Annotated in this window: 26 protein-coding genes; 9 read left to right on the forward strand and 17 right to left on the reverse strand. The window is 71.7% G+C overall.

The features are described 5' to 3' along the window. Window positions 1-96: 96 nt before the first annotated feature. The 13 genes from ABZ471_RS32975 to ABZ471_RS33035 form a co-directional block, all read right to left on the reverse strand. Window positions 97-432, reverse strand: coding sequence for a hypothetical protein (locus tag ABZ471_RS32975; protein ID WP_359071618.1), 336 nt, complete (start codon window positions 430-432; stop codon window positions 97-99). 213 nt (window positions 433-645) lie between these two features. After that, entirely contained in the window at window positions 646-960 is a 315-nt protein-coding gene (locus ABZ471_RS32980) for a hypothetical protein (RefSeq protein WP_359071620.1), read from the reverse strand. After that, window positions 957-1,142: a hypothetical protein gene (locus ABZ471_RS32985; RefSeq protein WP_359071621.1), complete on the reverse strand. Its 186-nt coding sequence runs from the start codon at window positions 1,140-1,142 to the stop codon at window positions 957-959. The genes ABZ471_RS32980 and ABZ471_RS32985 overlap by 4 nt, the downstream gene beginning before the upstream one ends. Window positions 1,143-1,145: 3 nt before the next feature. Beyond that, window positions 1,146-2,054 (reverse strand): glycoside hydrolase family 25 protein, encoded by a 909-nt coding sequence (locus ABZ471_RS32990; protein WP_359071623.1) that lies wholly within the window; start codon window positions 2,052-2,054, stop codon window positions 1,146-1,148. Then, window positions 2,051-2,260, reverse strand: coding sequence for a hypothetical protein (locus tag ABZ471_RS32995; RefSeq protein ID WP_359071624.1), 210 nt, complete (start codon window positions 2,258-2,260; stop codon window positions 2,051-2,053). The genes ABZ471_RS32990 and ABZ471_RS32995 overlap by 4 nt, the downstream gene beginning before the upstream one ends. After that, window positions 2,260-2,532, reverse strand: coding sequence for a hypothetical protein (locus ABZ471_RS33000; RefSeq protein WP_359071626.1), 273 nt, complete (start codon window positions 2,530-2,532; stop codon window positions 2,260-2,262). Before ABZ471_RS33000 ends, ABZ471_RS32995 begins: the two co-directional genes overlap by 1 nt. A gap of 5 nt (window positions 2,533-2,537) precedes the next feature. Next, window positions 2,538-2,750, reverse strand: a complete 213-nt coding sequence (locus tag ABZ471_RS33005) for a hypothetical protein (RefSeq protein WP_359071627.1) — start codon at window positions 2,748-2,750, stop codon at window positions 2,538-2,540. 12 nt (window positions 2,751-2,762) lie between these two features. Next, window positions 2,763-3,539: a hypothetical protein gene (locus tag ABZ471_RS33010; RefSeq protein WP_359071629.1), complete on the reverse strand. Its 777-nt coding sequence runs from the start codon at window positions 3,537-3,539 to the stop codon at window positions 2,763-2,765. Between the two features lie 65 nt (window positions 3,540-3,604). Further along, window positions 3,605-3,850, reverse strand: a complete 246-nt coding sequence (locus ABZ471_RS33015) for a hypothetical protein (protein WP_359071630.1) — start codon at window positions 3,848-3,850, stop codon at window positions 3,605-3,607. A gap of 8 nt (window positions 3,851-3,858) precedes the next feature. Further along, on the reverse strand, window positions 3,859-4,182 hold the full coding sequence (locus ABZ471_RS33020; RefSeq protein WP_359071632.1) for a hypothetical protein: 324 nt from the start codon (window positions 4,180-4,182) through the stop codon (window positions 3,859-3,861). A 432-nt stretch (window positions 4,183-4,614) separates the two neighbouring features. Then, window positions 4,615-5,427, reverse strand: coding sequence for a hypothetical protein (locus tag ABZ471_RS33025; protein WP_359071633.1), 813 nt, complete (start codon window positions 5,425-5,427; stop codon window positions 4,615-4,617). A 9-nt stretch (window positions 5,428-5,436) separates the two neighbouring features. Further along, complete coding sequence (locus ABZ471_RS33030) at window positions 5,437-6,513, reverse strand: DUF5047 domain-containing protein (RefSeq protein ID WP_359071634.1); 1,077 nt, start codon at window positions 6,511-6,513, stop codon at window positions 5,437-5,439. A gap of 10 nt (window positions 6,514-6,523) precedes the next feature. Next, on the reverse strand, window positions 6,524-7,423 hold the full coding sequence (locus tag ABZ471_RS33035) for a hypothetical protein (protein WP_359071635.1): 900 nt from the start codon (window positions 7,421-7,423) through the stop codon (window positions 6,524-6,526). Between the two features lie 307 nt (window positions 7,424-7,730). On the opposite strand from ABZ471_RS33035, the gene ABZ471_RS33040 reads away from it, so the two are divergent. The 4 genes from ABZ471_RS33040 (at window position 7,731) to ABZ471_RS33055 (ending at window position 12,617) form a co-directional block, all read left to right on the forward strand. Then, window positions 7,731-9,026, forward strand: a complete 1,296-nt coding sequence (locus ABZ471_RS33040; protein WP_359071636.1) for a DUF692 domain-containing protein — start codon at window positions 7,731-7,733, stop codon at window positions 9,024-9,026. Between the two features lie 137 nt (window positions 9,027-9,163). Then, window positions 9,164-9,955, forward strand: a complete 792-nt coding sequence (locus ABZ471_RS33045; RefSeq protein WP_359071637.1) for a DUF4142 domain-containing protein — start codon at window positions 9,164-9,166, stop codon at window positions 9,953-9,955. Between the two features lie 96 nt (window positions 9,956-10,051). Continuing rightward, window positions 10,052-10,834, forward strand: coding sequence for a TIGR04222 domain-containing membrane protein (locus tag ABZ471_RS33050; RefSeq protein ID WP_359071638.1), 783 nt, complete (start codon window positions 10,052-10,054; stop codon window positions 10,832-10,834). 148 nt (window positions 10,835-10,982) lie between these two features. Further along, window positions 10,983-12,617 carry an alpha/beta hydrolase gene (locus ABZ471_RS33055; protein ID WP_359071640.1) on the forward strand — a complete coding sequence of 545 codons (1,635 nt, stop codon included), beginning with the start codon at window positions 10,983-10,985 and terminating at the stop codon, window positions 12,615-12,617. Here ABZ471_RS33055 and hemQ read toward each other — a convergent pair. Continuing rightward, window positions 12,614-13,345, reverse strand: coding sequence for a hydrogen peroxide-dependent heme synthase (hemQ, locus tag ABZ471_RS33060; RefSeq protein ID WP_359071642.1), 732 nt, complete (start codon window positions 13,343-13,345; stop codon window positions 12,614-12,616). The genes ABZ471_RS33055 and hemQ overlap by 4 nt on opposite strands. Before the next feature lie 5 nt (window positions 13,346-13,350). Next, the gene (gene hemG / locus ABZ471_RS33065; RefSeq protein ID WP_359071643.1) at window positions 13,351-14,907 is read right to left on the reverse strand and encodes a protoporphyrinogen oxidase; all 1,557 of its coding nucleotides are present in this window, start codon (window positions 14,905-14,907) and stop codon (window positions 13,351-13,353) included. Between the two features lie 157 nt (window positions 14,908-15,064). Between hemG and ABZ471_RS33070 the strand changes: the two genes are divergently transcribed. Further along, window positions 15,065-16,024, forward strand: coding sequence for a DUF4349 domain-containing protein (locus tag ABZ471_RS33070; protein ID WP_359071645.1), 960 nt, complete (start codon window positions 15,065-15,067; stop codon window positions 16,022-16,024). Window positions 16,025-16,051: 27 nt separating this feature from the next. Further along, on the forward strand, window positions 16,052-17,497 hold the full coding sequence (locus ABZ471_RS33075) for an FAD-dependent oxidoreductase (RefSeq protein WP_359071646.1): 1,446 nt from the start codon (window positions 16,052-16,054) through the stop codon (window positions 17,495-17,497). 14 nt (window positions 17,498-17,511) lie between these two features. Here ABZ471_RS33075 and ABZ471_RS33080 read toward each other — a convergent pair whose 3' ends face one another. Then, the gene (locus ABZ471_RS33080) at window positions 17,512-17,796 is read right to left on the reverse strand and encodes a hypothetical protein (RefSeq protein ID WP_359071647.1); all 285 of its coding nucleotides are present in this window, start codon (window positions 17,794-17,796) and stop codon (window positions 17,512-17,514) included. Window positions 17,797-17,888: 92 nt separating this feature from the next. Between ABZ471_RS33080 and ABZ471_RS33085 the strand changes: the two genes are divergently transcribed. Continuing rightward, the gene (locus tag ABZ471_RS33085; RefSeq protein WP_359071694.1) at window positions 17,889-18,713 is read left to right on the forward strand and encodes a rhomboid family intramembrane serine protease; all 825 of its coding nucleotides are present in this window, start codon (window positions 17,889-17,891) and stop codon (window positions 18,711-18,713) included. A gap of 10 nt (window positions 18,714-18,723) precedes the next feature. Here ABZ471_RS33085 and hemE read toward each other — a convergent pair whose 3' ends face one another. Continuing rightward, window positions 18,724-19,791, reverse strand: coding sequence for a uroporphyrinogen decarboxylase (gene hemE / locus ABZ471_RS33090; RefSeq protein WP_359071648.1), 1,068 nt, complete (start codon window positions 19,789-19,791; stop codon window positions 18,724-18,726). 96 nt (window positions 19,792-19,887) lie between these two features. Between hemE and ABZ471_RS33095 the strand changes: the two genes are divergently transcribed. Together ABZ471_RS33095 and ABZ471_RS33100 are read left to right on the forward strand one after the other, a co-directional pair. Continuing rightward, window positions 19,888-20,565, forward strand: a complete 678-nt coding sequence (locus ABZ471_RS33095) for a DUF3000 domain-containing protein (protein WP_359071649.1) — start codon at window positions 19,888-19,890, stop codon at window positions 20,563-20,565. A gap of 282 nt (window positions 20,566-20,847) precedes the next feature. Then, on the forward strand, window positions 20,848-21,507 hold the full coding sequence (locus tag ABZ471_RS33100) for a response regulator transcription factor (protein ID WP_359071651.1): 660 nt from the start codon (window positions 20,848-20,850) through the stop codon (window positions 21,505-21,507). The last annotated feature ends 86 nt before the right edge of the window (window positions 21,508-21,593 follow it).

A 21,593-nucleotide genomic window follows, 5' to 3' on the forward strand; every position in this document is an offset into this window, starting at 1 on the left:
CCCGGAGGGCGTCGTACGCGACGAGCCCGCGAAGCCGGTGCGCGGCTTCATGCTCGACATCGCGCGCAAGCCGTACACCGCGTCCTGGATCGAGGCTCAGCCGCCGGCGCGGACGCACACTGCGTAGGCGGTGAACTCCGCGATTACCTCCTTGTCGGCGCCGCCACGGTCCACCTGGTCGATCTCAACCGTCCAGGTCTTGCCGTCGGGGGACGGGTAGCTGGCGCGAATCCCCTCCTCAGGGACCAGGTCTGGGTAGCGCCAGCCACCACCGGTGACGATGAAGCCGTCAGGCGCCTGGACCTCGACCTTCCCGCTCCCCTTGGCCGTGATGACCTTGTGTTCCAGTCCGGAAGCGTTCTTGCCTCCGAGAGCCTTGTGCGTCGCGTCGCGCATCTTTCCTGCGGCCTTGCCGAAGTCGGACAGACTCATGGCACTACTCCTTAGGTTTGGGGCTTTTGGGAGTAGATGTACCGCGATCAGCGCCTGTACTGAGTATTCGTCGCCCAGTTGGCGGCGTCTCCTCCACGCCGTCGAGCCGCTTTGCGGGCGATCTCCCCCGTCGCACGGTTCGACGCATAGGAGCCCCGCTGAGCATTCGCCAACAGCATCCCCGAAGGCGACGGGGGCTCGGAGTCGGCTGGGTCAGTGGGCGAAGAACGCGACGACCGCTGCGACCAGACCGCCCACCCCGACGAGAGAGGCGATCTGAGCGAGTGGCCAGCGGGCCTTCTTCAGGTCTTCCACGTCTGCGCGGAGAGCCTTGATCTCGTCGTCCCGCTTCTTCAGTTCGGCCTCCGTGTCCACGCGAAGACGGCCGAGGTCGGCATCGGTTCGGTTCGTTCGCTCGACGAGGACGCCGAGCGTGCCTTTGATGTCGGCCAGACCCGTGTTGATCTCCCCTCGTAGCTGCGCCAGCTCAACAGCGACATTCGCCGTCGGGTCCGGGGCCGCGGTCACGCCAAGTCCTTGGGCTCCCGGTTCGGCACCACCGAGGTGAGCCCGGCCGCGCCGAGGGTGACCAGCACGGCGGTGACGATCTCGGGTGCGGTCAGGGTGCCGTCGCCCATGGCGGTGCCCAGGGATCCAGCGCCAGCGGCAACGGCGGCCGCGACGGCCTTCCAGTACTGCGAGACCCTCATGGTTCAGCCCTCCTGCGGTTCGGTGACGGTGACCTCGACCTTGAGGCCGTTGAGCTTGGCCACGAGGGCGGCCTCCAGGGCGACCGGGTCGAGCGCGGCGAGCGCGGCCTGGAGCGCCTTCACGCGGGCGAGGGTCTCCCGGATGCCCTCGACCTGGGTCTGCTGCGTGTACGACGCGGTCCAGGTCTTGTTGGTGTCGTAGTCCGTGTTGGCGTACGGCGGGCGGGCTGCGGGGATGACGTCCGCGCCCCAGATGCGGGTTAGGTCGCTGCCCTCCAGGGCGCCGCCGCCTGCGAGCAGCTTTGCCACCACGGCGTCGGCCACCTTGGCCACGTCGGTGTCGCTGAATGCCATGTCGGGGTCCTCTCCGGCCGCCCACGCGGCCATTTCCGCGCGGCTTGCGAAGACCGCGACGCTGGTGTCCACGAGGCTGTCCGTGTACTGGTGGAGCAGCCACGGAGCCGTGATGCTGGGCTGGCCGGGCTTGCCGTTGTACTGGGCGACCCACAGGCCATCCCCGGCATACGAGCTGGTGTCCCGGCCCGTCCAGTACGACTGCGAGCAGTACAGGAGCACCCTGCGGCCGCCGGCCTTGCTGCGCAGGTACTTGATCGCGGCGTCCTTCTCCGCGCACGAGACGCCGGCCTCTTCCCAGTCGACGGCGAGGACCTCGCCCGGGCGCGGCGCCGCGTGGGCCAGGAAGTAGTCCATCTGCGCCGTCATCCCCGGCGTCGCCGTCAGGTAGTGATAGTGCCCGACGACACGGCCGTTGCTGCGGGCTCGCTGGACCTGGTCACCGTGCTTGGGGTTCACATAGCTCGTCGACTGGGTGGCCTTGACCAACACGAAGTCGACGCCGTCCAGGCTGTAGGCCGAGGACTGGTAGTTGGAGACGTCGATGCCCTTGATCATCGGGACTCCCCATGTGCCTGCTGGCCGCCGAGCCCGAGGACCGTGCGGGCGATGGCCTCGGCGGCGACCTCCCAGGCCGTCTGAATAGTGGAGCCCAGGTCTTCCCAGGGCGGCATCTGCTCACCGCGGTAGTTCTTGCCGCCGGTGGCCTGGCCGTACGCCAGATATGCGGCCTGCGCAAGCTCGGTCGGGTCGTGGCGGGCCATCACACGCGCTCCGGCCAGAACCAGGTGCCGACCTCGGTGCCCTGGTGCCGGGAGGTCACCCACAGGGTGTCCTCGCCGTCCAGGAGAACCTTGAGGTTGGCGACGCCGGCCGGGTTGCTGGGGAACGTCCTCACGACGATCGCCGGGTAGGAGTCGCCCGCGCGGACGAAGTTGCCGTTCAGACCGTGGTGGGCGCGGTCATGGGTGATGCGCCGAACGTCTTCCTCGGCCAGCCGGTACAGCACGACGCGGCCGGGTGTGGGAACAGGCATGGCGGTCAGCCTCCGATCAGGTGGTGGGCGAGCCACGCGCAGAAGGTGGCGATGACGGCGACGCCAACCGGCCGCCACGGCCGGACGGGCTTGATGCCGGCCAGCTGGCGCAGCAGCTCGCTCGCGGTGTCGCCCCGCCGCCGGTTGGCGATGGCGAGGCCCTCGAGGACGGCGAAGGATCCGGCTGGGATGGCCCACAGCCACAGGGGGAAGTCCATGGCGGCCTCCGTTCAGGCGGCGAGGGGAAGGGGGCTGCCGGTGAGCGCGGTGTAGTCGGCGCGCAGCGTGGCCAGGTCGAGACCGTCGCGGTCTCGGCCGGTCTTGGGGTCGAGGAAGTCCCGCGGGTTGAACACCACCCATGCTTCGTCGCCGTAGACGTCCCACCAGCGCCAGGTGAGCCGCTGCACGCGGCCCCGGGTGACGGCGTCCAGGCCGTGCTCGTTGTACGCGCCGAGGCTGATGCAGTGGCCGCCGAGCACCGGTGAGCGACGCGTCACGTCCCACACCTCGTCGCCGTTGAACTGGTCCTCGGCGGACTGCGTGATGGTGACGCCGACGTAGACCTGCCCGAACAGGTGGATGGCCTGCTTCAGTTCGCGGTGGTCGCCGACGTCGATCCGGGCGTAGCCGAGGTTCCTCTCACCCCGGAAGCCGTACCGGTGCCAGTAGGCGAGGACGTCCTGGCAGACGGCGCCCTGGTCGGTGCTCGGGTCGCCGGGCCGGTACCCGAAGTGCGTGTACAGCTTCAGGACGTCGGCGGTGCTGATGTCCAGGTGGCGGCCCTGGTTGACGTAGGCATCCCCGATCCGCTTGTGCGCCACCCCCGCACACGTGCAGTCGCCGACCTCGTCGTTGCCGAGCATCCCCCACGCGTCGGCCGGGACCGGGCTGAGCCAGTCCGCGGGCACCGGCGGCGCGGGGAGCCCGCGGGCGAGGACGCGCGTGAGCTTCAGGTGCGGCCGGTCCGGGTCATCGGGGAGGCGGCCGCCACGGAAGGTGATGATCAAGACGCCCCTCCAGGCATGAAAAAAGCCCCACAGGCAGGGGCGTTGAGATGAGCGGACGGTGCAGGTCAGGGCGACAGCGTCATGTTCCGGGTGGTGTAGGCCGTGTAGCCCTTGGTGCCCGTGACACCGACGAACCTCGTGCTGAGCAGGTCGACCAGCTGCTGGAGGAGCGCGTCGCCCTCGGCCTCGGTCTGCGGTGCGCCCTCGGTGGTGATGTGCAGCTGGAAGCTGGTCGTGCTCTGTGCGTTGAGCCGGCCGGATGCTGTCCAGGTGACGTCAGACTGCGTGGTCTCCGGGGTGTCGAGGGGCATGCCTGCTCCTATGCGGTGTAGGTGGTGACGATGACGATGCCGGGGGCGCCGGTGCTGCCCGCTACGGCCGACTGGGAGGCGCCGTTCGCAGGCCCGGATGCACCACCGCCGTAGCTGTAGCCGTTGAAGCCTGTGGTGGTGGTTGAGGAAACACCGCTGGCTCGGCGCAGGCTGCCCAAGTGGGCCGTGCCGCCGTTGTTGTACTTGACGGGCAAGCCGGTGATGACCTGGCCGTTTCCGCCGTCACCGCCGGGGATGTGGAGGTCGCCGCCGGTGCCGCCGCTGCCGCCGTTGGATGCGCCGACGCTGGCGCTGGATGAGGTGGCTGCCATGCCTGCGGATCCGCCGCCCCCGTTGCAGGTGATGAGGGAACCGAAGCTGGAGCCGCCGCCGTCGCTTCCCGAGTTGTTGCCTGCGGCACCACCGGCTCCGCCTGTGCCGACGGTGACCGCGACGGTGCTGCCGGTCGTGGCGGGTGTGAGCCAGCCTTCGGCGTATTCGCCACCGCTGCCACCAGCCGCGCAGGCCGCCTGTCCAGAGGTGGTCGAGGGCCCCCCCGGAGCCGCCACCCGCGGCCTGTACTTGCACGAAGACCCTGATGGCGTTCGCAGGGCGCGTCCATGTGCCGTTGGCGGTGAAGACCTGACGGTCGATGTTGCCGAAGATGATCCCGTCGGCGGTCGTGGCGAGGGTCTGGAAGTGCTCCCACAGCCGGGTGTGGTCCGTCGACTGGGGGTAGGTGATGCCCTTGCTCGTGTTCGCGGTCATGACGAGCGCCTCCAGGAGATCGAGACCGTGAAGGCGGCGGACCAGGAGCCGCGCCCGGCGAGGTGGATGTACGGGTCGTCGCTGCTGACGTTGATGGCGATGCCGCCACGGGTGCCGTCGATCAGCGACTGGCCCCACGAGGTGGGGAGCACGAAGGTCGACGAGTCGCCGATCTTCAGGGACGGCCCGCTCGTGGTTTCGTTGAGCGTCGGTGCTCCACCCGGCCTAGTCGTCTGGGTGACGAGCCTCAGCGTGGCGGAGCGGGCCGAATAGTCGCCCGCCGAGAGCCGCTTGATCTTCACCGTGGCCTTGGTGCAGGTGGCGCCCGCCAGTGTGTGGGGCTTACTGCCATAGAACGCGCAGCCGGTGTTGCGGCCGAACGAGGATCCGCCGTAGCGCCCCTGGTACAGGTCGAAGCTGTTCGTCGGGTCGCCGTCACTGCGCCAACTGCCATCCCGGAAACAGGCAGTCGCGGTTGGCACGCACGTAAGCGTGCCGGTCCTGACCGTGGGCTTTGGCGCCGGTGGGGCGTCGCCGGTGTCAGGTGGTGCGGTATCCGGTGGAGGAGGAGGGGCAGGGGTCGACGTCGGCGCAGCCGGAACCACCTGGGTGACGTAGTAGGTGCTGCGCAGTCGGGCCAAGAGCACGATGTTCCCGGCAGCGACGGTGAGCCCGGTGGCCACCCGAGCCGTGACCGTGATCCCGCCGACCGTCACAAGGCAGGCGCCCGATGCCGGCGCGGTCTGCGCGGTGCCCAAAGCCGTTCCCAGCCCGGCTGTCGACACGCGTGTGTCCGCGAAGTCGGCCATCGTCGCCCCCTACAGCACGCGCACGGTCAGGCTCTGCTCGCCGGGCGAGTAGGGCAGGGACAGCTGCTCGATAGCGCAGCGCGCGTTGGTCAGGCCGGCGCCGGTGACAGACACAATGTCGCCGGTCACCAGGCCTGGATGCGGCACCATCGTGACCTGCAACTTCCGGAAAGCCTGTCGGCGCAGCAGCTTCAGCTGGGCCGCGGCCGCCGTGCGGCACTGCGCGACCGTCGTCAGCAGCGAGGACTGGTACAGGTAGGGCACCGGCAGCGGGTTGAACGGGCCACCGAACCGGTAGGGGCTGGTGCCGTCCGCGTCGTAGGCCACACCTTGCAGCTGGTTGCCGACCGAGTCCTCGCCCTGGGCCACCACGCAGTTGAAGGCGCCGTCGCGGCTGGTGGCTCCCTGCCAACGGACGACTGTGCCGGTGTCGCGGTCGTCGGTGATGCTGAGGACCGGGCTTCCAGCGTCACTCACTGGCTCGATCATCAGGAAGCCGTCCTCGGTGACGCGTTCCGCAGCGCCCCAGGCGTTGAGGACTTCGACGACGGCGCCGAGCCGGTCGCTGTCCCACTGCATGCCGAGCGGCACCGCCCGGTCAACGAGGGTCCCGTCGACCATCACGGTGAGGGCGGGCTCGACGAGCCCGCGGACCACAGAGGCCAGGGTGTCCGTCGAACTCGGCTGGAACGGTGCCGCGAGCTTTGCTTCGTCGACGAGGGCGAGCAAGCCGGCACAGTTCACGGAGACGGTGTCGCCGTCGCTGCTCGACTCCGTGACCAGGAACCATCCGCGGTTGACCCACTCCATGGTGCCGCCGATGTCCACCCCGTAGTCGATCCTGAGCATCTGCCCGTATGCGGCGAGCGGGTGGGATGGGTCTGTGCCCGGGTCCCAGTCGAAGCCCCGGTCGCGCCGAGGAATCGTGAGGCTGATCTGCTCCGGCACGCTCAGAGAGCGGTCACGGCTCTCGCCGCCGTCTGAGATGGGGATGTCGTCGGCGAGCAGCTGGCCGTCAAGCCAGGACTCGGCGCGCAGGGACATGGTGTAGCTGCCTTGCACGACGGCGAGCGCAGTGGCGGACATGTCGAGCATGTCAGGGCCCGAAGTCGTACTGGGCCATGGCCAGCAGGTTCGTCGTGAAGAACGCGGCGATGTCGGCCAGCGTGGAGAAGTTGTTCGCGATGTCCTGGAGGGTGAAGCCCGCGGCTTCCATCACGTCCGGCCAGTCGTCCGACTTGACGACGGACAGCGCGAACCAGCGGAACTCGTCGTACCAGTTCGGGGACTCGGTGTCGTCGAGCAGCGCGTACGTGCCGTCCAGCCGCGACAGGCTGACTTGCTTGCGCACGAGCAAGACGCCCTCGGTGGCGTTGTCGAGGACGTCGTTCAGGTCGTCGCCGGCGTCGTCGCTCTCCGTGCGAACCGTGAGCGTCCCGGACCGTGCCGACCGTGGCCGGCCGACGACGACGATGCGGCCGCCGACGTTGAACTGGCTGCTGTCGCGGTCTCGCTTCCACTCGAGCGGTGACTCGATCCGCACAGCGGCGCCGACGCCGCGGATCGCGTCGGATACCACGTCGCTGGTCACGGTTGAAGTGATGGGCCCGGAGTAGACGGTCCACTGTGCGCCGTTGACGTCGGTCAGGACGGCCGCGTAGTTCAGCGAGATCCCGAAGGGCTGCTCGGCGTCGACTCGCAGGAACGAGGCCTGGCCTGTCACGTCGACCCCGCTCGCCGCCCGCACCGGGGCCAGGTTGCCGTCGACCTGCCGGAGGAGGGTGATGGTCGTGATGTCGTCGCCGGTGAGGCCAGTTGCCGACACCAGGTTGCGGGGTGGGAACACGCTCTGGGGCGAGGCGTTGACGTCCGAGCTGGCTTCCCGGACGCGCATCACGCCGGAGATGCCCGTGGACGCGCTGGCCAGGGTCGCGGTGATGGTGGGGGCCTGGGTGCCGGAGCCGGAGGACACCGAGATCGCGCCGGGCTCGTGCACCGTGGTCGCCGATCATCCGGCGCTGCGATAGGGAAAGCCGGGTGGCGGGTCCCGTCGGGCGGGATCGACCGGGGCAACCGCACCCGGCGGTCGGGACGTCGCCGCAGGCCTCGGGGCCGCCCGGTGCTGCCACAGCACCTTCTCGACGCCTCCTGCTGGGCCGGGTCCCGCAGGAGTGGCCCGTACGGCGGTGGAAGGCGGGCGGGGCCCGGAACCTCAAATGTTGCTCTGAACGCGCACGGACGGGGGTTCGGGGGAGTCCGCCGGGGCCATATCCCCGTCATTCGAGGGAGGGGACGGAGGAGCCATGCGGCGACTGGGCACGGGAATCGGCTGGCGGCCGGAGATCGCGGACGCCGTGGAGCGCATGCCGGGCATCGACTGGGTGGAGGTCGTGGCGGAGAACGTCTGCCCCGGCCATCTCCCGGACTCCCTCCTGCGGCTGCGCGAGCGCGGGGTGACCGTGATCCCGCACGGCGTCTCCCTCGGCCTCGGCGGCGCGGACCGGCCCGACGAGGACCGGCTGACGGCGCTCGCCGAGCGGGCGGAGGCGCTCGGCGCGCCGCTGGTCAGCGAGCACATCGCGTTCGTACGGGCGGGCGGCGCGCTCACCGCCTCCCCGCACCTGGAGGCGGGCCATCTGCTGCCCGTGCCGCGCACCCGGGACGCGCTCGACGTGCTGTGCGAGAACGTGCGGATCGCGCAGGACGCGCTGCCGGTGCCGCTGGCCCTGGAGAACATCGCCGCGCTGTTCTCCTGGCCGGGCGAGGAGCTGACCGAGGGGCAGTTCCTGGCCGAGCTGGTCGAACGGACCGGGGTACGGCTGCTCATCGATGTGGCCAACCTCCACACCAACCACGTCAACCGGGGCGAGGACCCGGCCGAGGCGCTCGCCGCGCTGCCCCTGGAGGCGCTCGCCTACGTCCATGTCGCGGGCGGCTTCGAGCGGGACGGCGTCTGGCACGACAGCCACGCGCACCCCGTACCGCGTCCGGTGCTCGACATCCTGACCGACCTCGCGTCCCGGGCCGCGCCGCCCGGCGTGCTGCTGGAGCGCGACGAGAACTTCCCCGAACCGGCCGAGCTGGAGCGGGAGTTGGGGGCGATTCGCGCAGCTGTGGAGGCGGTGACGCCGTCCGGGGGGACGGCGGCCCCGGCTGCCGCCGCAGCGGCCGGGGGCGTCGCCGTCCTGGCCCCGCCCCGCGCCCGGGAGCGGCTCGGCGTCGCCCAGGCCGCGGTGCTGTCCTCGCTGGTGGCCGGGACGCCCGTGCCGGAGGGTTTCGACCGGGTGCGGATGGGGGTGCAGGCGCGTGCGCTCGCGGCGAAGCGGGCGGACGTGGTGGCGAAGGTGGCGCCCGAGGTGCCGGTGATTCTCGGGGAGGGGTACCGGGAGGCGTTCCTCGGGTATGCGCGGGTGCGGCCGATGCACGGGGGGTATCGGCGGGATGCGCTGGACTTCGTGGGTCAGCTGCTGAAGACCGGGCGGCCACAGGACGCGCGGGTGCGGCGCGAGCTGCGGCAGTGGTGGCTGCACCGCGCGGGCCCGGCCCCGCGGTCCCCCGGACTCGCGGAGCGGGCGAGGACGCTGCTGAGGAGGGGCTGAGCGGGGCGGGGGCGCCGGCAGAGTGCCGCCGGCCCTGGTTCCTACGGCCGACGGCGCTGGGCCGACCCACCCCGAACTCCGCAGTAATATGCCAAGCCCGCACCCGAAGCACCCTCGCGTGCGGTGCAGGAGGCACCATGAGACCGCGACCCCCCGTCAAGGGCCGAGGCATGTTCAACGGGACCGGACTCATAGTCCTGGCCCTCGGCGCGACAGCCGCCGCGCTGCTCTTCCCGCTCTGGTCCTACGCCGACCGACCGCAGACGACCGGCGCGAACATCCTCAGCGCGCAGACCGTGACGACCCCGTACGGCCCGCTGTCCGCGCAGGACCGGGACTTCGTCACCAAGGTCCGCCTCGCGGGCCTGTGGGAACTGCCCGCCGGTCAGCTGGCCGAACGGAAGGGCACCACCCAGGCCGTACGCGACGCGGGGCAGCATCTGATCGACGGGCACACCTCCCTCGACGCGCACGTCCGCACCGTCGCCACCCAGCTCGGCGTGCCCCTGCCCAACGAGCCCAACGCGCAGCAGAAGCAGTGGCTCACGACCCTGAACGCGGCACAGGGGCAGACCTTCGACCGCCAGTTCGCCGACATTCTGCGGCTCGCCCACGGCCGGGTGTTCTCGCTGGTCGCCCAGGTCCGCGCGGGCACCCAGAACTCACTGGTCCGCGATCTGGCCGACGACGCCAACGCGACCGTGCTGGACCACATCAAGGTCCTGGAGGCGACCGGGTACGTCGACTTCTCCGCGCTGGCCCGGGACCTCGCGGCGTCTGTGACCCCCGTGCCCACGCCTTCGGCGGTCGACCCCGCCTCCGTGGTTCCGGTCGCGCCCTCGGCGGCCGCCTCGCCGTCCGCCGCGCCCTCCACGACGTACGCCCTGCCGCCCGCCGTCTCCGGCCCGCCGTCGGCGAACAGCCCCTGAACTGCGGGAAAAACGGAACGTCACATACCGACAACACTCGGTCCGCATAGTGAACAGGGCATGGCGTTTCCCAGGACCCTGGCATAGAAACACGTCATGTTCTGGGTCCTACTGCTGCTCCTGGCCTGGGGGTTCGCCGGCCTCGCGTGTACCAGGCTGTGCCTGGCCGCCGTACGCGCCGCGGCCGCCGACACGGACGACACCACCGCGGACCGCGGGCACGCTCTGACGCTGTACGAGGCGGCCTTCCTGTCGGGCGGCCCCCGGCGGGTCGCCGATGTGACCATGGTCTCCATGGCCCGGCAACGGCGACTGCTGCTCGCGCACACCGGGTGGGCCACGGTGGTGGACCCGCAGGGCCGCGACGAGATCGAGCAGTCCGTCATAGGAGCCATCGGGCCCGAGGGGCAGTCCCGGATAGCGCCGGTGCGCGCCACCGCGGCCGGTGCCGAGGCCGTAGGGCGGCTCGCCGACGGGCTGGTGCGCGCGGGTCTCGCGGTGCCCGACGGCGCGCGGACGAGCGTGGCGGACGGGGTCCGCCAGGTCCGGGCCGCCGCACTGGCCGTGCTCGCGCTGGGCCTGACCGCGCTGCTGATGCCCGCTCAGACCGGGATGCCCCGCCTCCTCGTCGCCCTGTGGTTCGCGCTGCCCCTCACGCTCACCCTGAGCTGCCTGGTCCTCGCCCGGGTCGAGGCGCATCCGTACTCGCGCTGGGCCTCCCCGGCGGGACAGCGGCTGCTGGGCTCACTCACCCCCGGGCCGGCCGCCGGCGACGAGCGGTCCTTCCTCACCTCCGTCGCCGTACGCGGCGTCCGTGCGATCGGCGAGCCGCAGCTACGCGCGGCCTTCACCCACCGCGACCAGCCCTGGCGGGAGTGAGGCCGATCCTCGGGGGCGCATAGGGGGCATTGACGGCGACACCCGCCGGGCGGTGCTTGCCTTCGCAGGCGGTCGAACGAAACATCCCTTTTGTCGTCGCGGGCCGTGGCAGCCGTGCCATCGCCGCCGCGCACCGAAGGGATACCCGATGAGAACTGCCGCCCTGTACTCGGCCGCCGGATCCTTGCTCCTGACCTCCCTGGCCGCGGCCCCGGCGGACGGCGCCCCCGGGCTGCCGGGCGCGGCCGAGCTGCACGGGACCGCGGTGGCGGCCGCGCGTGCCGGCGCGGCCGGCATCAACTTCGGCAAGTGCGCCGCCGAGTTGGAGGCGCCGGGGAGCATGCGGTGCGGAACGGTGAGCGTCCCGCTGGACTACGCACACCCGAACGGCCGTCAGATCAAACTGACCGTCAGCCGGGTGCGGGCCACCCACAAGGACCCGCACAACAGCAAGCGGAAGGTGCCCCGGCAGGGCGCCCTGGTCTACAACCCGGGCGGCCCCGGCGGGTCCGGCATGCGCTTCCCGATGGTCGGCGCGCTGCCCACGTGGAAGCGGATCGCCGCCGCCTACGACCTGGTCGGCTACGCCCCACGCGGGGTGGAGCATTCGGCGCCGCTGTCGTGCGTGGACCCCAAGCACTTCTTCAGCGCACCCACCGAGTCGCCGACGCACCCCTCGGAGCAGTACAAGCAGCAGCGCATCAGCCAGGCGAAGGCGTACGCGCGCGGCTGCGCCAAGCGGTCGGGCAGCAAGCTGCGGTTCTACAACTCGCTCAACAACGCCCGTGACCTGGACGTCCTGCGCGCGGCGCTGGGCGAGAACCGGCTGACCTTCATGGGAGCGTCGTACGGCACCTACTACGGCGCGGTGTACGCGACGCTGTTCCCCTCGCACCTGCGGCGGATGGTGCTGGACTCCGCGGTGGACCCGGACCCGGCGAAGGTCTGGTACCGCAACAACCTGGACCAGTCAGCCGCGTTCGAGGACCGCTGGGCGGACTTCCGGGAGTGGATCGCCCGGCACGACAAGGTCTACAAGCTCGGTGACACGGCGGCGAAGGTGCAGCGCAGTTACGACACCGCGCGCGGCCGGCTGGCCGCGAAGGCCGCGAGCGGGAAGGTCGGACCGGGGCAGTTGCAGAGCACGTTCCTCACCGCCGGCTACTACGACGACTTCTGGCCGAGCCGGGCCGCCGCACTGTCGGCCTATCTGAAGGGCGATGCGAAGCCGCTGGTCCGGCTGGCCGCGCCGAGCCAGGAGACGGCCGCCGAGGCCGAGAACGGCAACGCGGTGTACACGGCGGTCGAGTGCAACGACGCGGCCTGGCCGACGGACTGGAAGGTCTGGGACCGCGACAACACACGGCTCGCGCGCACGGCACCCTTCGAGACCTGGGACAACGCGTGGATGAACCTGCCGTGCGCCTACTGGCCGGCGCCCCGGCAGCAGCCGGTGGACGTGCGGACCGGACCCGGTGAGCTGCCCGGGGTACTGATCCTGGCGGCCGAACGGGACGCCGCCACGCCCTACGCGGGCGCCCTGGAGATGAACCGGCGGCTGTCCGGCTCGGTCCTGGTGACCGAACGGGACGCGGGCACGCACGGGATCGGGGGCGGCAAGAACAAGTGCGTGAACGCGCACCTGGAGACCTACCTGCTGGAAGGCCGGCTCCCGGGGCGGCGCGCGGCCTGCGCACCGCACCCGGAGCCGAGGCCCGAGACCCGGGCGAAAGGCGCTCCCAAGCAGCCCCTGCGGGACTCCCTGAAGGGCAGGACCGCCTAGGCGAGCCCGGCGACCAGCTCGGCGATTTCCTTGCGGCGCCCCGTGAAGAAGGGGACCTCCTCGCGGACGTGCATGCGGGCCTCGGAGGCGCGCAGGTGGCGCATGAGGTCGACGATGCGGTACAGCTCGTCGGCCTCGAAGGCCAGGACCCACTCGTAGTCGCCGAGCGAGAACGAGGCGACCGTGTTCGCGCGCACGTCCGGGTAGCCGCGGGCCATCTTGCCGTGGTCGGCGAGCATGCGGCGGCGGTCCTCGTCGGGCAGCAGGTACCAGTCGTAGGAGCGCACGAACGGGTAGACGCTCACGTAGTTGCGGGGCGTCTCGTCGGCGAGGAACGCCGGGATGTGCGAGCGGTTGAACTCGGCGGGGCGGTGCAGCGCCATGTTCGACCAGACCGGGTCGAGGGCGCGGCCCAGCTTCGTACGGCGGAAGAGGTTGTACGCCTCCTGGAGCTGGTCGCTGGTCTCGGCGTGCCACCAGATCATGAGGTCGGCGTCGGCGCGCAGACCGGAGACGTCGTACGTGCCACGGATGGTCACGTCCTTCGCGGCGAGCTGGTCGAACAGCTCCTGGACCTCGTCGGCGTAACCCGCGCGGTCCTCCGGGAGCACGTCCTTCAGCCTGAAGACCGACCACAGGGTGTAGCGGATGACCTCGTTGAGGTCCTTGGCCAGCTTGCCCTTGTTCGGGATCCTGCCGGACTCGGTGGTGGGGGCGTCGTCACTCATGGTCCCTATTCTCCCGCTCCGCCGTGCAGACTCTGCACCGGGTTCGCCGTCAGCTCCTCGACCCCGCCGAAGTCGCCCGCCAGCTGGTCCACCGCCGCGTAGGCGCTCGCGATGCAGGCCGGGATGCCGACGCCGTCGTACTGCGCGCCGCACACCGCGAGGCCCGGCAGCTTGGCGACGTGCTCGCGGATGCGGGCCACGCGCGCGTGGTGGCCCACCGGGTACTGGGGCAGTCCGTCGGTCCAGCGGGTGACACGGGTCCGGACGGGAACGGCGTCCAGCCCGGTGGCCTCGCGCAGGTCGTGCCGGGAGACCTCGACCAGCTCGGCGTCCTCGCGCCGCAGGATCTCCGTCTCGCCGTGGCGCCCCACGGAGGTGCGCAGCACGACCACGTCCGGGTCCTGGTCGGCGATCCAGCCCCACTTCTGGGAGGCGAAGGTCGACGCCTTGATGGTGCGGCCGTCCACGGGCGGCACGAGGAAGCCGCTGCCCTCGGGGAGGGCGAGGCCGGCGCGGCGGTAGGCGAGGGTGACCAGGGCCATGGAGGCGTACTCGACGGCGGCGAGTTCGGTCGCGGCGGCCGGGGCCTCGGCGCGCAGCAGGCCGGCGGCCGCGTGGGCGGGGACGGCGAGGACGACGGCGTCCGCGTACAGCATGTGGTCACCGGCCACGACGCGCCACGCGGCGTCCGGCCGCGCCGTCCCGTCGGCCTCCTGGGCCCCCGCGGTGCCGGCTGCCTCTGCGTCCCGGCCGGGGGCTCGCGACCCGCGCGTGGTGCCCGGATCCGCCGTCCCGCCCCGGCGCAGCTCCCGCACCGGTGTCCCGGTCAGGATCTCGCCGCCGCGCGCCTGCACCGACTCGGCGACCGCGAGCGGCAGCCGGCCCACCCCGCCCTCGATGCCCATGAACACGGGCCCGGTCTGCTGGTGGGCGGCGGCCTTGGCCTGGATGTCGCGGACGGCCGCGGTGAGGGAGTCATGGGTGCGCGCCGCCTGGAAGAGCTGCGGGACGGCCGAGCGCATCGAGATGCGGTACGCGTCGCCCGCGTACACCCCGCCCAGCAGGGGCTCGACCAGCCGGTCGACGACCTCACGGCCGAGCCGCGCCGCCACGTACTCGCCCACGGCCACGTCGTCGCCGGTCTCCGTGCGGGGCAGGTCGGCGTCGCGCCCGATGCGGGCCAGGCCCTCCTCGGACAGCACCCCGGCCAGGGCCGCCGCCGTGCCGGGGACGCCCATCACATGACCCTTGGGCATCGGGCGCAGGGCGCCGCGGGTCCAGATCGAGGCGGTCGCGGTGGCCGGTGGCCGGAGCTGCTCGGCGAGGCCGACCTCGCGCGCGAGGGCCACGGCCTCGGGGCGGCGGGCGAGCATCGACTCGGCGCCGAGGTCGACCCGGACGCCCGCGATCTCGCCGGGCAGCAGCTTGCCGCCGACCCGGTCCGACGCCTCCAGGACGGTCACGCGCACCCCGCGCCCGAGCAGCCGGTGGGCGGCGGCCAGCCCCGCGATACCGGCTCCGACGACGACGACATGCCCCGTGCTCGTACCCGTTGCGCTCATTGCCCCACTCTCTCAGACCCCGCTGACACTCCCGTCCCGGACCGGTGTCCGGGACGAGGCCGGACCGTGACCGCATCGGAACCGGCCATGCCCAACGTTCCGGGCGGCCCTGGCGTCAAAGGTGCGTCACAAGTCGTCGTCATCGGGGGTACCGCCCATGCGCACACCACGTTCCGCACGATCCGTCCGGACCCTGGCCGGGGTCCTGCTCGCCGCCTCCCTGGCGCTCGCCGGGTGCAGCGGCGCGAACGACTCGAGCGCCGGCGGGGCGAAGTCCGCCGCGGACGCCGCTCAGCCGCAGGAGGGCACCGCCGGAGGCAAGGCGTACGACGCCAGGAAGCCGGCCGGCAAGGCGCCCAGACTCACCCCGAGCGCCATCATCCGCACCGCCTCCCTGACCGTCGAGGTCAAGGACGTGCCCAAGGCCCTGGACGAGGCCCGGACGACCGCCGAGAGCGCGGGCGGCTACGTCGGCAACGAGACCACGAGCCGGGACTCCGAGGGCCACGAGCGGACCCGGGTCGTGCTGCGCGTGCCGACCGCGAAGTACGACGAGGTCCTCGCCGGGCTCCAGGGCACCGGCAAGCTGGTCGAGCGCAGCGCGAAGGCGGAGGACGTCACCGACCAGGTCGTGGACGTGGACAGCCGGATCAGGTCGCAGCGGGCGAGCGTGGCCCGCATCCGCGAGCTGATGGACCGGGCGACCAAGCTGAGCGACGTCGTCACCCTGGAGGGAGAGCTGAGCAGCCGGGAGGCGGACCTGGAGGCGCTGCTCGCCCAGCAGGCGTCCCTGAAGGACCGCACCAGCCTCGCGACCATCACCCTGTCGCTGTCCGAGACGCCCGTGAAGAAGGCGGCGTCCGAGGACGACACACCGGGCTTCGTGGACGCGTTGGCGGGCGGCTGGCACGTGTTCGTCACCATGCTGCGCTGGATCGCCCTGGCCCTGGGCGCGGTCCTGCCGTTCGCCGCGCTCGCCGCGCTGCTGGTGCTGCTGTGGCTACGGGTGGTACGCCCGCGCCTGGCGCGCCGCGCGGCGCCCGCGACGACGGCCCCGGGCCGGCTCCCCCACGCGCGCCCGGTACCGGACTCCTCCCGCGAGCCCGACCAGGACTGAAATGCCCCGGCCCCGTAGCGTGTTCGCATGAGCATGAGCGGTGGGCGGGGCAGCAGGGAACGGCTGGTCGTGATCGGCGGCGACGCCGCGGGCATGTCCGCGGCGTCGCAGGCACGCCGGATGCGGGGGCCGGACGAACTGGAGATCGTGGCGTTCGAGCGCGGCCACTTCACCTCCTACTCGGCCTGCGGGATCCCGTACTGGGTCGGCGGTGACGTGTCCGAGCGGGACGAGCTGATCGCCCGTACGCCCGAGGAGCACCGCGCGCGGAGCATCGACGTACGGATGCGTACGGAGGTCACGGAGATCGACGTGGCGGGCGGTCGGGTACGCGCGCGTGACGTCGATTCCGGGGACGCGTCCTGGACGGCGTACGACAAGCTCGTGATCGCGACCGGCGCCCGCCCGATCCGCCCGGACATGCCGGGAGCGGACGCCCCCGGCGTGCACGGCGTACAGACCCTGGACGACGGCCAGGCGCTGCTCGACACGCTCTCCCGCACGCGTGGCCGCACCGGTGCGGCGCCGGAGCAGCGCGCGGTCGTCGTGGGAGCCGGCTACATCGGCGTGGAGATGGCCGAGGCGCTCATCAACCGCGGCTTCGAGGTGACGGTCGTCAACCGCGGCGAGGAGCCCATGTCGACCCTCGACCCGGACATGGGCCGGCTCGTGCACCGGGCCATGGAGGGCCTGGGCATCACCATGGTCAACGATGCCGAGGTCACCAAGGTGCTCACCGGCGAGGACGGCCGGGTGCGGGCGGTGGCCACGGAGGACGCCGAGTTCCCGGCGGACGTGGTGGTCCTGGGCATCGGCGTACGCCCGGAGACGGCGCTGGCCGAGGCGGCGGGCCTCCCCCTCGGCGTCCGCGGCGGCCTGCTCACCGACCTCGCGATGCGGGTGCGCGGCCACGAGAACATCTGGGCGGGCGGCGACTGCGTCGAGGTGCTGAACCTGGTCTCCGGTCAGGAGCAGTACGTCCCGCTCGGCACCCATGCCAACAAGCACGGCCAGGTCATCGGCGCCAATGTCGGCGGCGGTTACGCCACCTTCCCCGGCGTGGTCGGCACGGCGGTCAGCAAGGTCTGCGACCTGGAGATCGCCCGCACCGGCCTGCGCGAGAAGGACGCCCACCGCGTCGGCCTCCAGTACGAGACCGTCACCATCGAGTCGACCAGCCGCGCCGGTTACTACCCGGGCGCCTCCCCCATGACGGTCAAGATGCTTGCCGAGCGCCGCACGGGCCGTCTGCTGGGGGTGCAGATCGTCGGCAGGGAGGGCGCGGCCAAGCGGGTCGACATCGCCGCGGTGGCCCTCACGGCGGGCCTGACGGTGGAGCAGATGACGGCTCTGGACCTGGGCTACGCCCCGCCGTTCTCGCCGGTGTGGGACCCGGTTCTGGTGGCGGCGAGAAAGGCGACGGCACAAGTACGCAAGGGAGCCCTCCGCGGAGGCACAGGGTCAACCCGCTGAGCCCGGCAACGCGTCTAGGCCGTCCCGCTGAGTCGCGGCAGAGAAGCCACGGACGCGTTGGCGGAAACGGCTGCGGGCTGTTCTGCCAGCGGCTTGGCATGGGAGGCCGACGGCCGGGTCGACCGGAGCCGATGACTCACCGCCTCGTCCAGCGTCACCGGCCGCTGCATCTGCGCGGCCAGCCGCCCCGCCTCCTGGCCGAGCCGCGCGACGTCCTCCCAGGGAAGCCGCACCACCAAAGAGATCTCCGCCTCTCCGTCGGGCAGAGCATGCATCGCCGAAACCTGCCGAGCGTCCATCGCCTGATCCTCACGTCGGTTGAGGAGAGATACGCACCCCCGCCCGGCGGCGTTCACCGGTTCGCGTGCCACATCGCGGGCACTACTTCTGTGTGGTCATCCCCGTCCATGACGTGAACCCGGTACGTGGCACGCCCTATGTGACGTACGCGCTCATCGCCGCCAACGTCCTCGTCTTCCTCACCACGCCGGGCATGGCCGGCTCCGTGGCCGGCGGAAGCGACCTGGCGCAGCTGTGCCATCTGCAGGCCTTCATGGACCACTACGCGGTGGTCCCCAGGGAGCTGATCCACCATCGGATACCTCAGGTGGTCCCGACCGGCGCCGTGGGCGTCGGCCCGGACGGCCCGGGCTGTGTGGTGGGACCGCCCGGCTACGCCAAGTCCCCGGCGCTGTCCGTCTTCACGGCGATGTTCCTGCACGGCAGCTGGCTGCACCTGCTGGGCAACATGCTCTTCCTGCTGATCTTCGGCAACAACGTCGAGGACCGGATGGGCCACATCCGCTACTTCCTCTTCTACGTCGTCTGCGGCTACGCGGCCGGTTACGGCTTCGCGCTGCTCAACGACGCCTCCGCGGACCCGCTGATCGGCGCGTCCGGGGCGATCGCGGGGGTCCTCGGCGCCTATCTGGTGCTGTACCCGACGGCGCGGGTGTGGGTCCTCGTCCCGTTCCTGGTCTTCCTGCCGCTCCGGCTGCCCGCCTGGCTGGTGCTGGGCTTCTGGTTCGCGCTCCAGGCGGTGTACTCCTCCGGGCACGGTGTCTCCGGCGCCGGAACGGTGGCCTACGCGGCCCATGTGGTCGGCTTCGTGGCGGGCATGCTGCTGGCCTGGCCGCTGAAGCCCGGCACCCCGCCCCCGCCGGAGCCGCGCCGTCTGCTGTTCGGCAGGCAGGCCCGGCCCCGTCAGGTGTGGTGAGCGGGTCCGCTCAGCGGGCGGTGTGCGTGTGGACGTACTCCACGAGGTGGGTCAGTGCGTCCGGGTCGGTGTTCGGCAGCACGCCGTGGCCGAGGTTGAAGACGTGCCCCTCCAGACCGGCAGCGGCCTCGAGAACCTCACGGGCCCGGGCCTCGACGGTGTCCTTGTCGGTGAACAGGACGGTCGGGTCGAGGTTGCCCTGGAGCGCCTTGCCGGGGCCGACCCGGCGCACGGCCTCGTCCAGCGGGACACGCCAGTCGACGCCGACGACGTCCGCACCGGCCTCGCCCATGAGCTTGAGCAGCTCGCCGGTGCCGACACCGAAGTGGATGCGCGGGACGCCGTAGCCCGAGACGGCCTCGAACACCTTCGCCGAGGAGGGCATCACGGACTTCACGTAGTCCGCAGGGGCCAGCGCGCCGACCCAGGAGTCGAACAGCTGGACGGCCGAGGCTCCCGCCTCGATCTGCACCTTCAGGAAGGCGGCCGTGATGTCGGCGAGACGGTCCAGCAGGTCGGCCCACAGCTCGGGGTCGCCGTACATCATCGCCTTGGCGTTCTCGTACGTGCGCGACGGACCGCCCTCGACCAGGTAGCTCGCGAGGGTGAAAGGCGCGCCCGCGAAACCGATCAGCGGGGTGGCGCCCAGCTCACGGGTGAGCAGGCCGATCGCCTCGGTGATGTAGGGGACGTCCTCGGGGGTGAGGTCGCGCAGCCGGGCGAGGTCGGCGCGGGTGCGGATCGGCTGCTCGACGACCGGGCCGACGCCGGGCTTGATGTCGAGATCGAGGCCGATGGCCTTGAGCGGAACGACGATGTCGCTGAAGTAGATCGCCGCGTCCACGTTGTGGCGGCGCACCGGCTGCAGCGTGATCTCCGTGACCAGTTCGGGCCGCATGCAGGACTCCAGCATGGGGATGCCCTCGCGCACCTTGCGGTACTCGGGAAGCGAGCGGCCGGCCTGGCGCATGAACCACACCGGGGTGTGCGGCACGGGCTCGCGCCTGCACGCCCTGAGGAACGCGCTGTCGTACGTCGCTGTCGGCTGCTGGCCCGTGGGGCTTGCGTTGGCACTCACGTCGGCAAGTCTCGCACGGCCCCGACGTGAGAAGTGCGGCCGCCCTCAGGGGTGTCCTACCTGCGCCGGGGCGCCGTTCCCCTTACTCTTCCCCGCATGGCTGCGGCTCAGGGACGACTGTCGGACGGCGCTGACGGAATGGACGACGCGAAGGACACCGCGGACGCGGACGGACGGGCGGGCACGGCGGCGCCGCCGGCCTTCCGTGCCGCCGTCGACGCGCTGCGGGCCGCGCGCCTGCGGCCGCAGGTCGAGGTGGAGCCGACACCCGCCCCGCAGCGGCTCGCGCCGTTCGCGTACGCGCTGGAGGCCGTGGTGGTCGACGGCGACCAGGACCTGGCCGACGGGCGGCTGGTGCTGCTGCACAACCCGGCCGGGCACGACGCCTGGCAGGGGACGTTCCGGCTGGTGACGCTGGTGCGGGCGGAGCTGGAGCCGGAGATGGCGGCCGATCCGCTGCTGCCCGAGGTGTGCTGGTCGTGGCTGACCGGTGCGCTGCAGTCGCGCGGACTGGCGTACGGCGAGCCGAGCGGCACCGTCACGCGCGCGGGCTCGCACTACTTCGGCGGCCTGTCGGAGCGCCCGCCCGCCTCGCAGATCGAGATCCGAGCCTCCTGGACGCCCCGCGAGGGCCTGGGCGGGGTTCCGGACACCGCCGGTCACCTGGCCTCCTGGTGCGATCTGCTGGCCCAGGTCGGCGGGCTGCCCCCGGCCGGACCGGGCGACGCCTCGGTGGTGACGCTGCCGCAGCGCAGGGGTCCGCAGTCACGGTGAGACGGTCCCCGGTCACGCCGGTGTCATCCACACGGACCCCTTGTTGACCCTCTCTTTGTCGATACGGCCACTTTCCGTACTCGAATCGCCTCAGCCCGAACCGACTCGATCTTCGGATGATCGATCGCGTGTCCGAATTGCACGGATTGTTACTCACTAGATCGTGATCATTCTCTAAAGGCGGACGGGTTTGCTGCCGAAGACGACTGTGACCTTGAAAGCACGGTTCGTCCCGGCTTCCTCCCCCCAAGCCGGCCCCGTCCCCCCACCCCAGGAGGCCTGGTGTCCGTTCTCCTCGAGCAGCCCGCAAGCCTGGTCGCCTACCGCCCGAACAAGCCGACCGCCATGGTGGTCGTGGCCGACCCGCGCGTCCGCTCCACCGTCACCCGCCATCTGTGGGCGCTCGGTGTGCGCGATGTCATCGAAGCCTCGTCCATCGCGGAGGCTCGTCCCCGCATCGGCAACCCCCGCGACATCTGCGTCGCCGACGTCCACCTGCCCGACGGCTCCGGCCTGACGCTGCTGTCCGAGACCCGCGCGGCGGGCTGGCCCAACGGGCTGGCACTCTCCGCCGCCGACGACATCGGCGCCGTGCGCAACGCCCTGGCGGGCGGGGTCAAGGGCTACGTCGTCACCGGCACCCGGACGAACATCGGGCTCCCCACCCGACCCGGCGCCACCCCCCTCGGCACCGGCGCCCGGATGCACCGCCGCCCCCCGGGTGCCCCGAGCCACCCGGGCGGCTACCGCGAGCTGTCCGGCCGCGAGGTCGAGGTGCTGCGACTGGTCGCAGAAGGCCAGTCGAACAAGGCCATCGGCGTCTCGATGGGCCTGTCCGCCCTGACCGTGAAGAGCCACCTCGCCCGCATCGCCCGCAAGCTCGGCACGGGCGACCGCGCCGGGATGGTGGCCGTCGCCCTGCGCACCGGCATCATCCACTGAGCCCCTGACCCGCTCCGCCGCCGAGCCGCTCGGCGGAGCCCAGAGTTCACTCATGTGAACGTACGTTTCACCGGCCTGACTGGTTT

Origin of the sequence: Streptomyces sp. NPDC005728 (genome assembly GCF_040630895.1) — a bacterium.
Classification (GTDB): domain Bacteria; phylum Actinomycetota; class Actinomycetes; order Streptomycetales; family Streptomycetaceae; genus Streptomyces.

What these genes read in the sequence shown, in the direction of transcription:
- ABZ471_RS33070 (WP_359071645.1), top strand. Translation starts at nt 15,065, where the DNA reads ATGCGCACACCACGTTCCGCACGATCCGTCCGGACCCTGGCCGGGGTC.
- ABZ471_RS33020 (WP_359071632.1), bottom strand. Translation starts at nt 4,182, where the DNA reads ATGGCAGCCACCTCATCCAGCGCCAGCGTCGGCGCATCCAACGGCGGC.
- ABZ471_RS32985 (WP_359071621.1), bottom strand. Translation starts at nt 1,142, where the DNA reads ATGAGGGTCTCGCAGTACTGGAAGGCCGTCGCGGCCGCCGTTGCCGCT.
- ABZ471_RS32990 (WP_359071623.1), bottom strand. Translation starts at nt 2,054, where the DNA reads ATGATCAAGGGCATCGACGTCTCCAACTACCAGTCCTCGGCCTACAGC.
- ABZ471_RS33095 (WP_359071649.1), top strand. Translation starts at nt 19,888, where the DNA reads ATGGCTGCGGCTCAGGGACGACTGTCGGACGGCGCTGACGGAATGGAC.
- ABZ471_RS33080 (WP_359071647.1), bottom strand. Translation starts at nt 17,796, where the DNA reads ATGGACGCTCGGCAGGTTTCGGCGATGCATGCTCTGCCCGACGGAGAG.
- ABZ471_RS33005 (WP_359071627.1), bottom strand. Translation starts at nt 2,750, where the DNA reads ATGGACTTCCCCCTGTGGCTGTGGGCCATCCCAGCCGGATCCTTCGCC.
- ABZ471_RS33030 (WP_359071634.1), bottom strand. Translation starts at nt 6,513, where the DNA reads ATGTCCGCCACTGCGCTCGCCGTCGTGCAAGGCAGCTACACCATGTCC.
- ABZ471_RS33045 (WP_359071637.1), top strand. Translation starts at nt 9,164, where the DNA reads ATGAGACCGCGACCCCCCGTCAAGGGCCGAGGCATGTTCAACGGGACC.
- hemG (WP_359071643.1), bottom strand. Translation starts at nt 14,907, where the DNA reads ATGAGCGCAACGGGTACGAGCACGGGGCATGTCGTCGTCGTCGGAGCC.
- ABZ471_RS33040 (WP_359071636.1), top strand. Translation starts at nt 7,731, where the DNA reads ATGCGGCGACTGGGCACGGGAATCGGCTGGCGGCCGGAGATCGCGGAC.
- ABZ471_RS32975 (WP_359071618.1), bottom strand. Translation starts at nt 432, where the DNA reads ATGAGTCTGTCCGACTTCGGCAAGGCCGCAGGAAAGATGCGCGACGCG.
- ABZ471_RS32995 (WP_359071624.1), bottom strand. Translation starts at nt 2,260, where the DNA reads ATGGCCCGCCACGACCCGACCGAGCTTGCGCAGGCCGCATATCTGGCG.
- ABZ471_RS33055 (WP_359071640.1), top strand. Translation starts at nt 10,983, where the DNA reads ATGAGAACTGCCGCCCTGTACTCGGCCGCCGGATCCTTGCTCCTGACC.
- hemQ (WP_359071642.1), bottom strand. Translation starts at nt 13,345, where the DNA reads ATGAGTGACGACGCCCCCACCACCGAGTCCGGCAGGATCCCGAACAAG.
- ABZ471_RS33025 (WP_359071633.1), bottom strand. Translation starts at nt 5,427, where the DNA reads ATGGCCGACTTCGCGGACACACGCGTGTCGACAGCCGGGCTGGGAACG.
- ABZ471_RS33075 (WP_359071646.1), top strand. Translation starts at nt 16,052, where the DNA reads ATGAGCATGAGCGGTGGGCGGGGCAGCAGGGAACGGCTGGTCGTGATC.
- ABZ471_RS33050 (WP_359071638.1), top strand. Translation starts at nt 10,052, where the DNA reads ATGTTCTGGGTCCTACTGCTGCTCCTGGCCTGGGGGTTCGCCGGCCTC.
- ABZ471_RS33015 (WP_359071630.1), bottom strand. Translation starts at nt 3,850, where the DNA reads ATGCCCCTCGACACCCCGGAGACCACGCAGTCTGACGTCACCTGGACA.
- ABZ471_RS33000 (WP_359071626.1), bottom strand. Translation starts at nt 2,532, where the DNA reads ATGCCTGTTCCCACACCCGGCCGCGTCGTGCTGTACCGGCTGGCCGAG.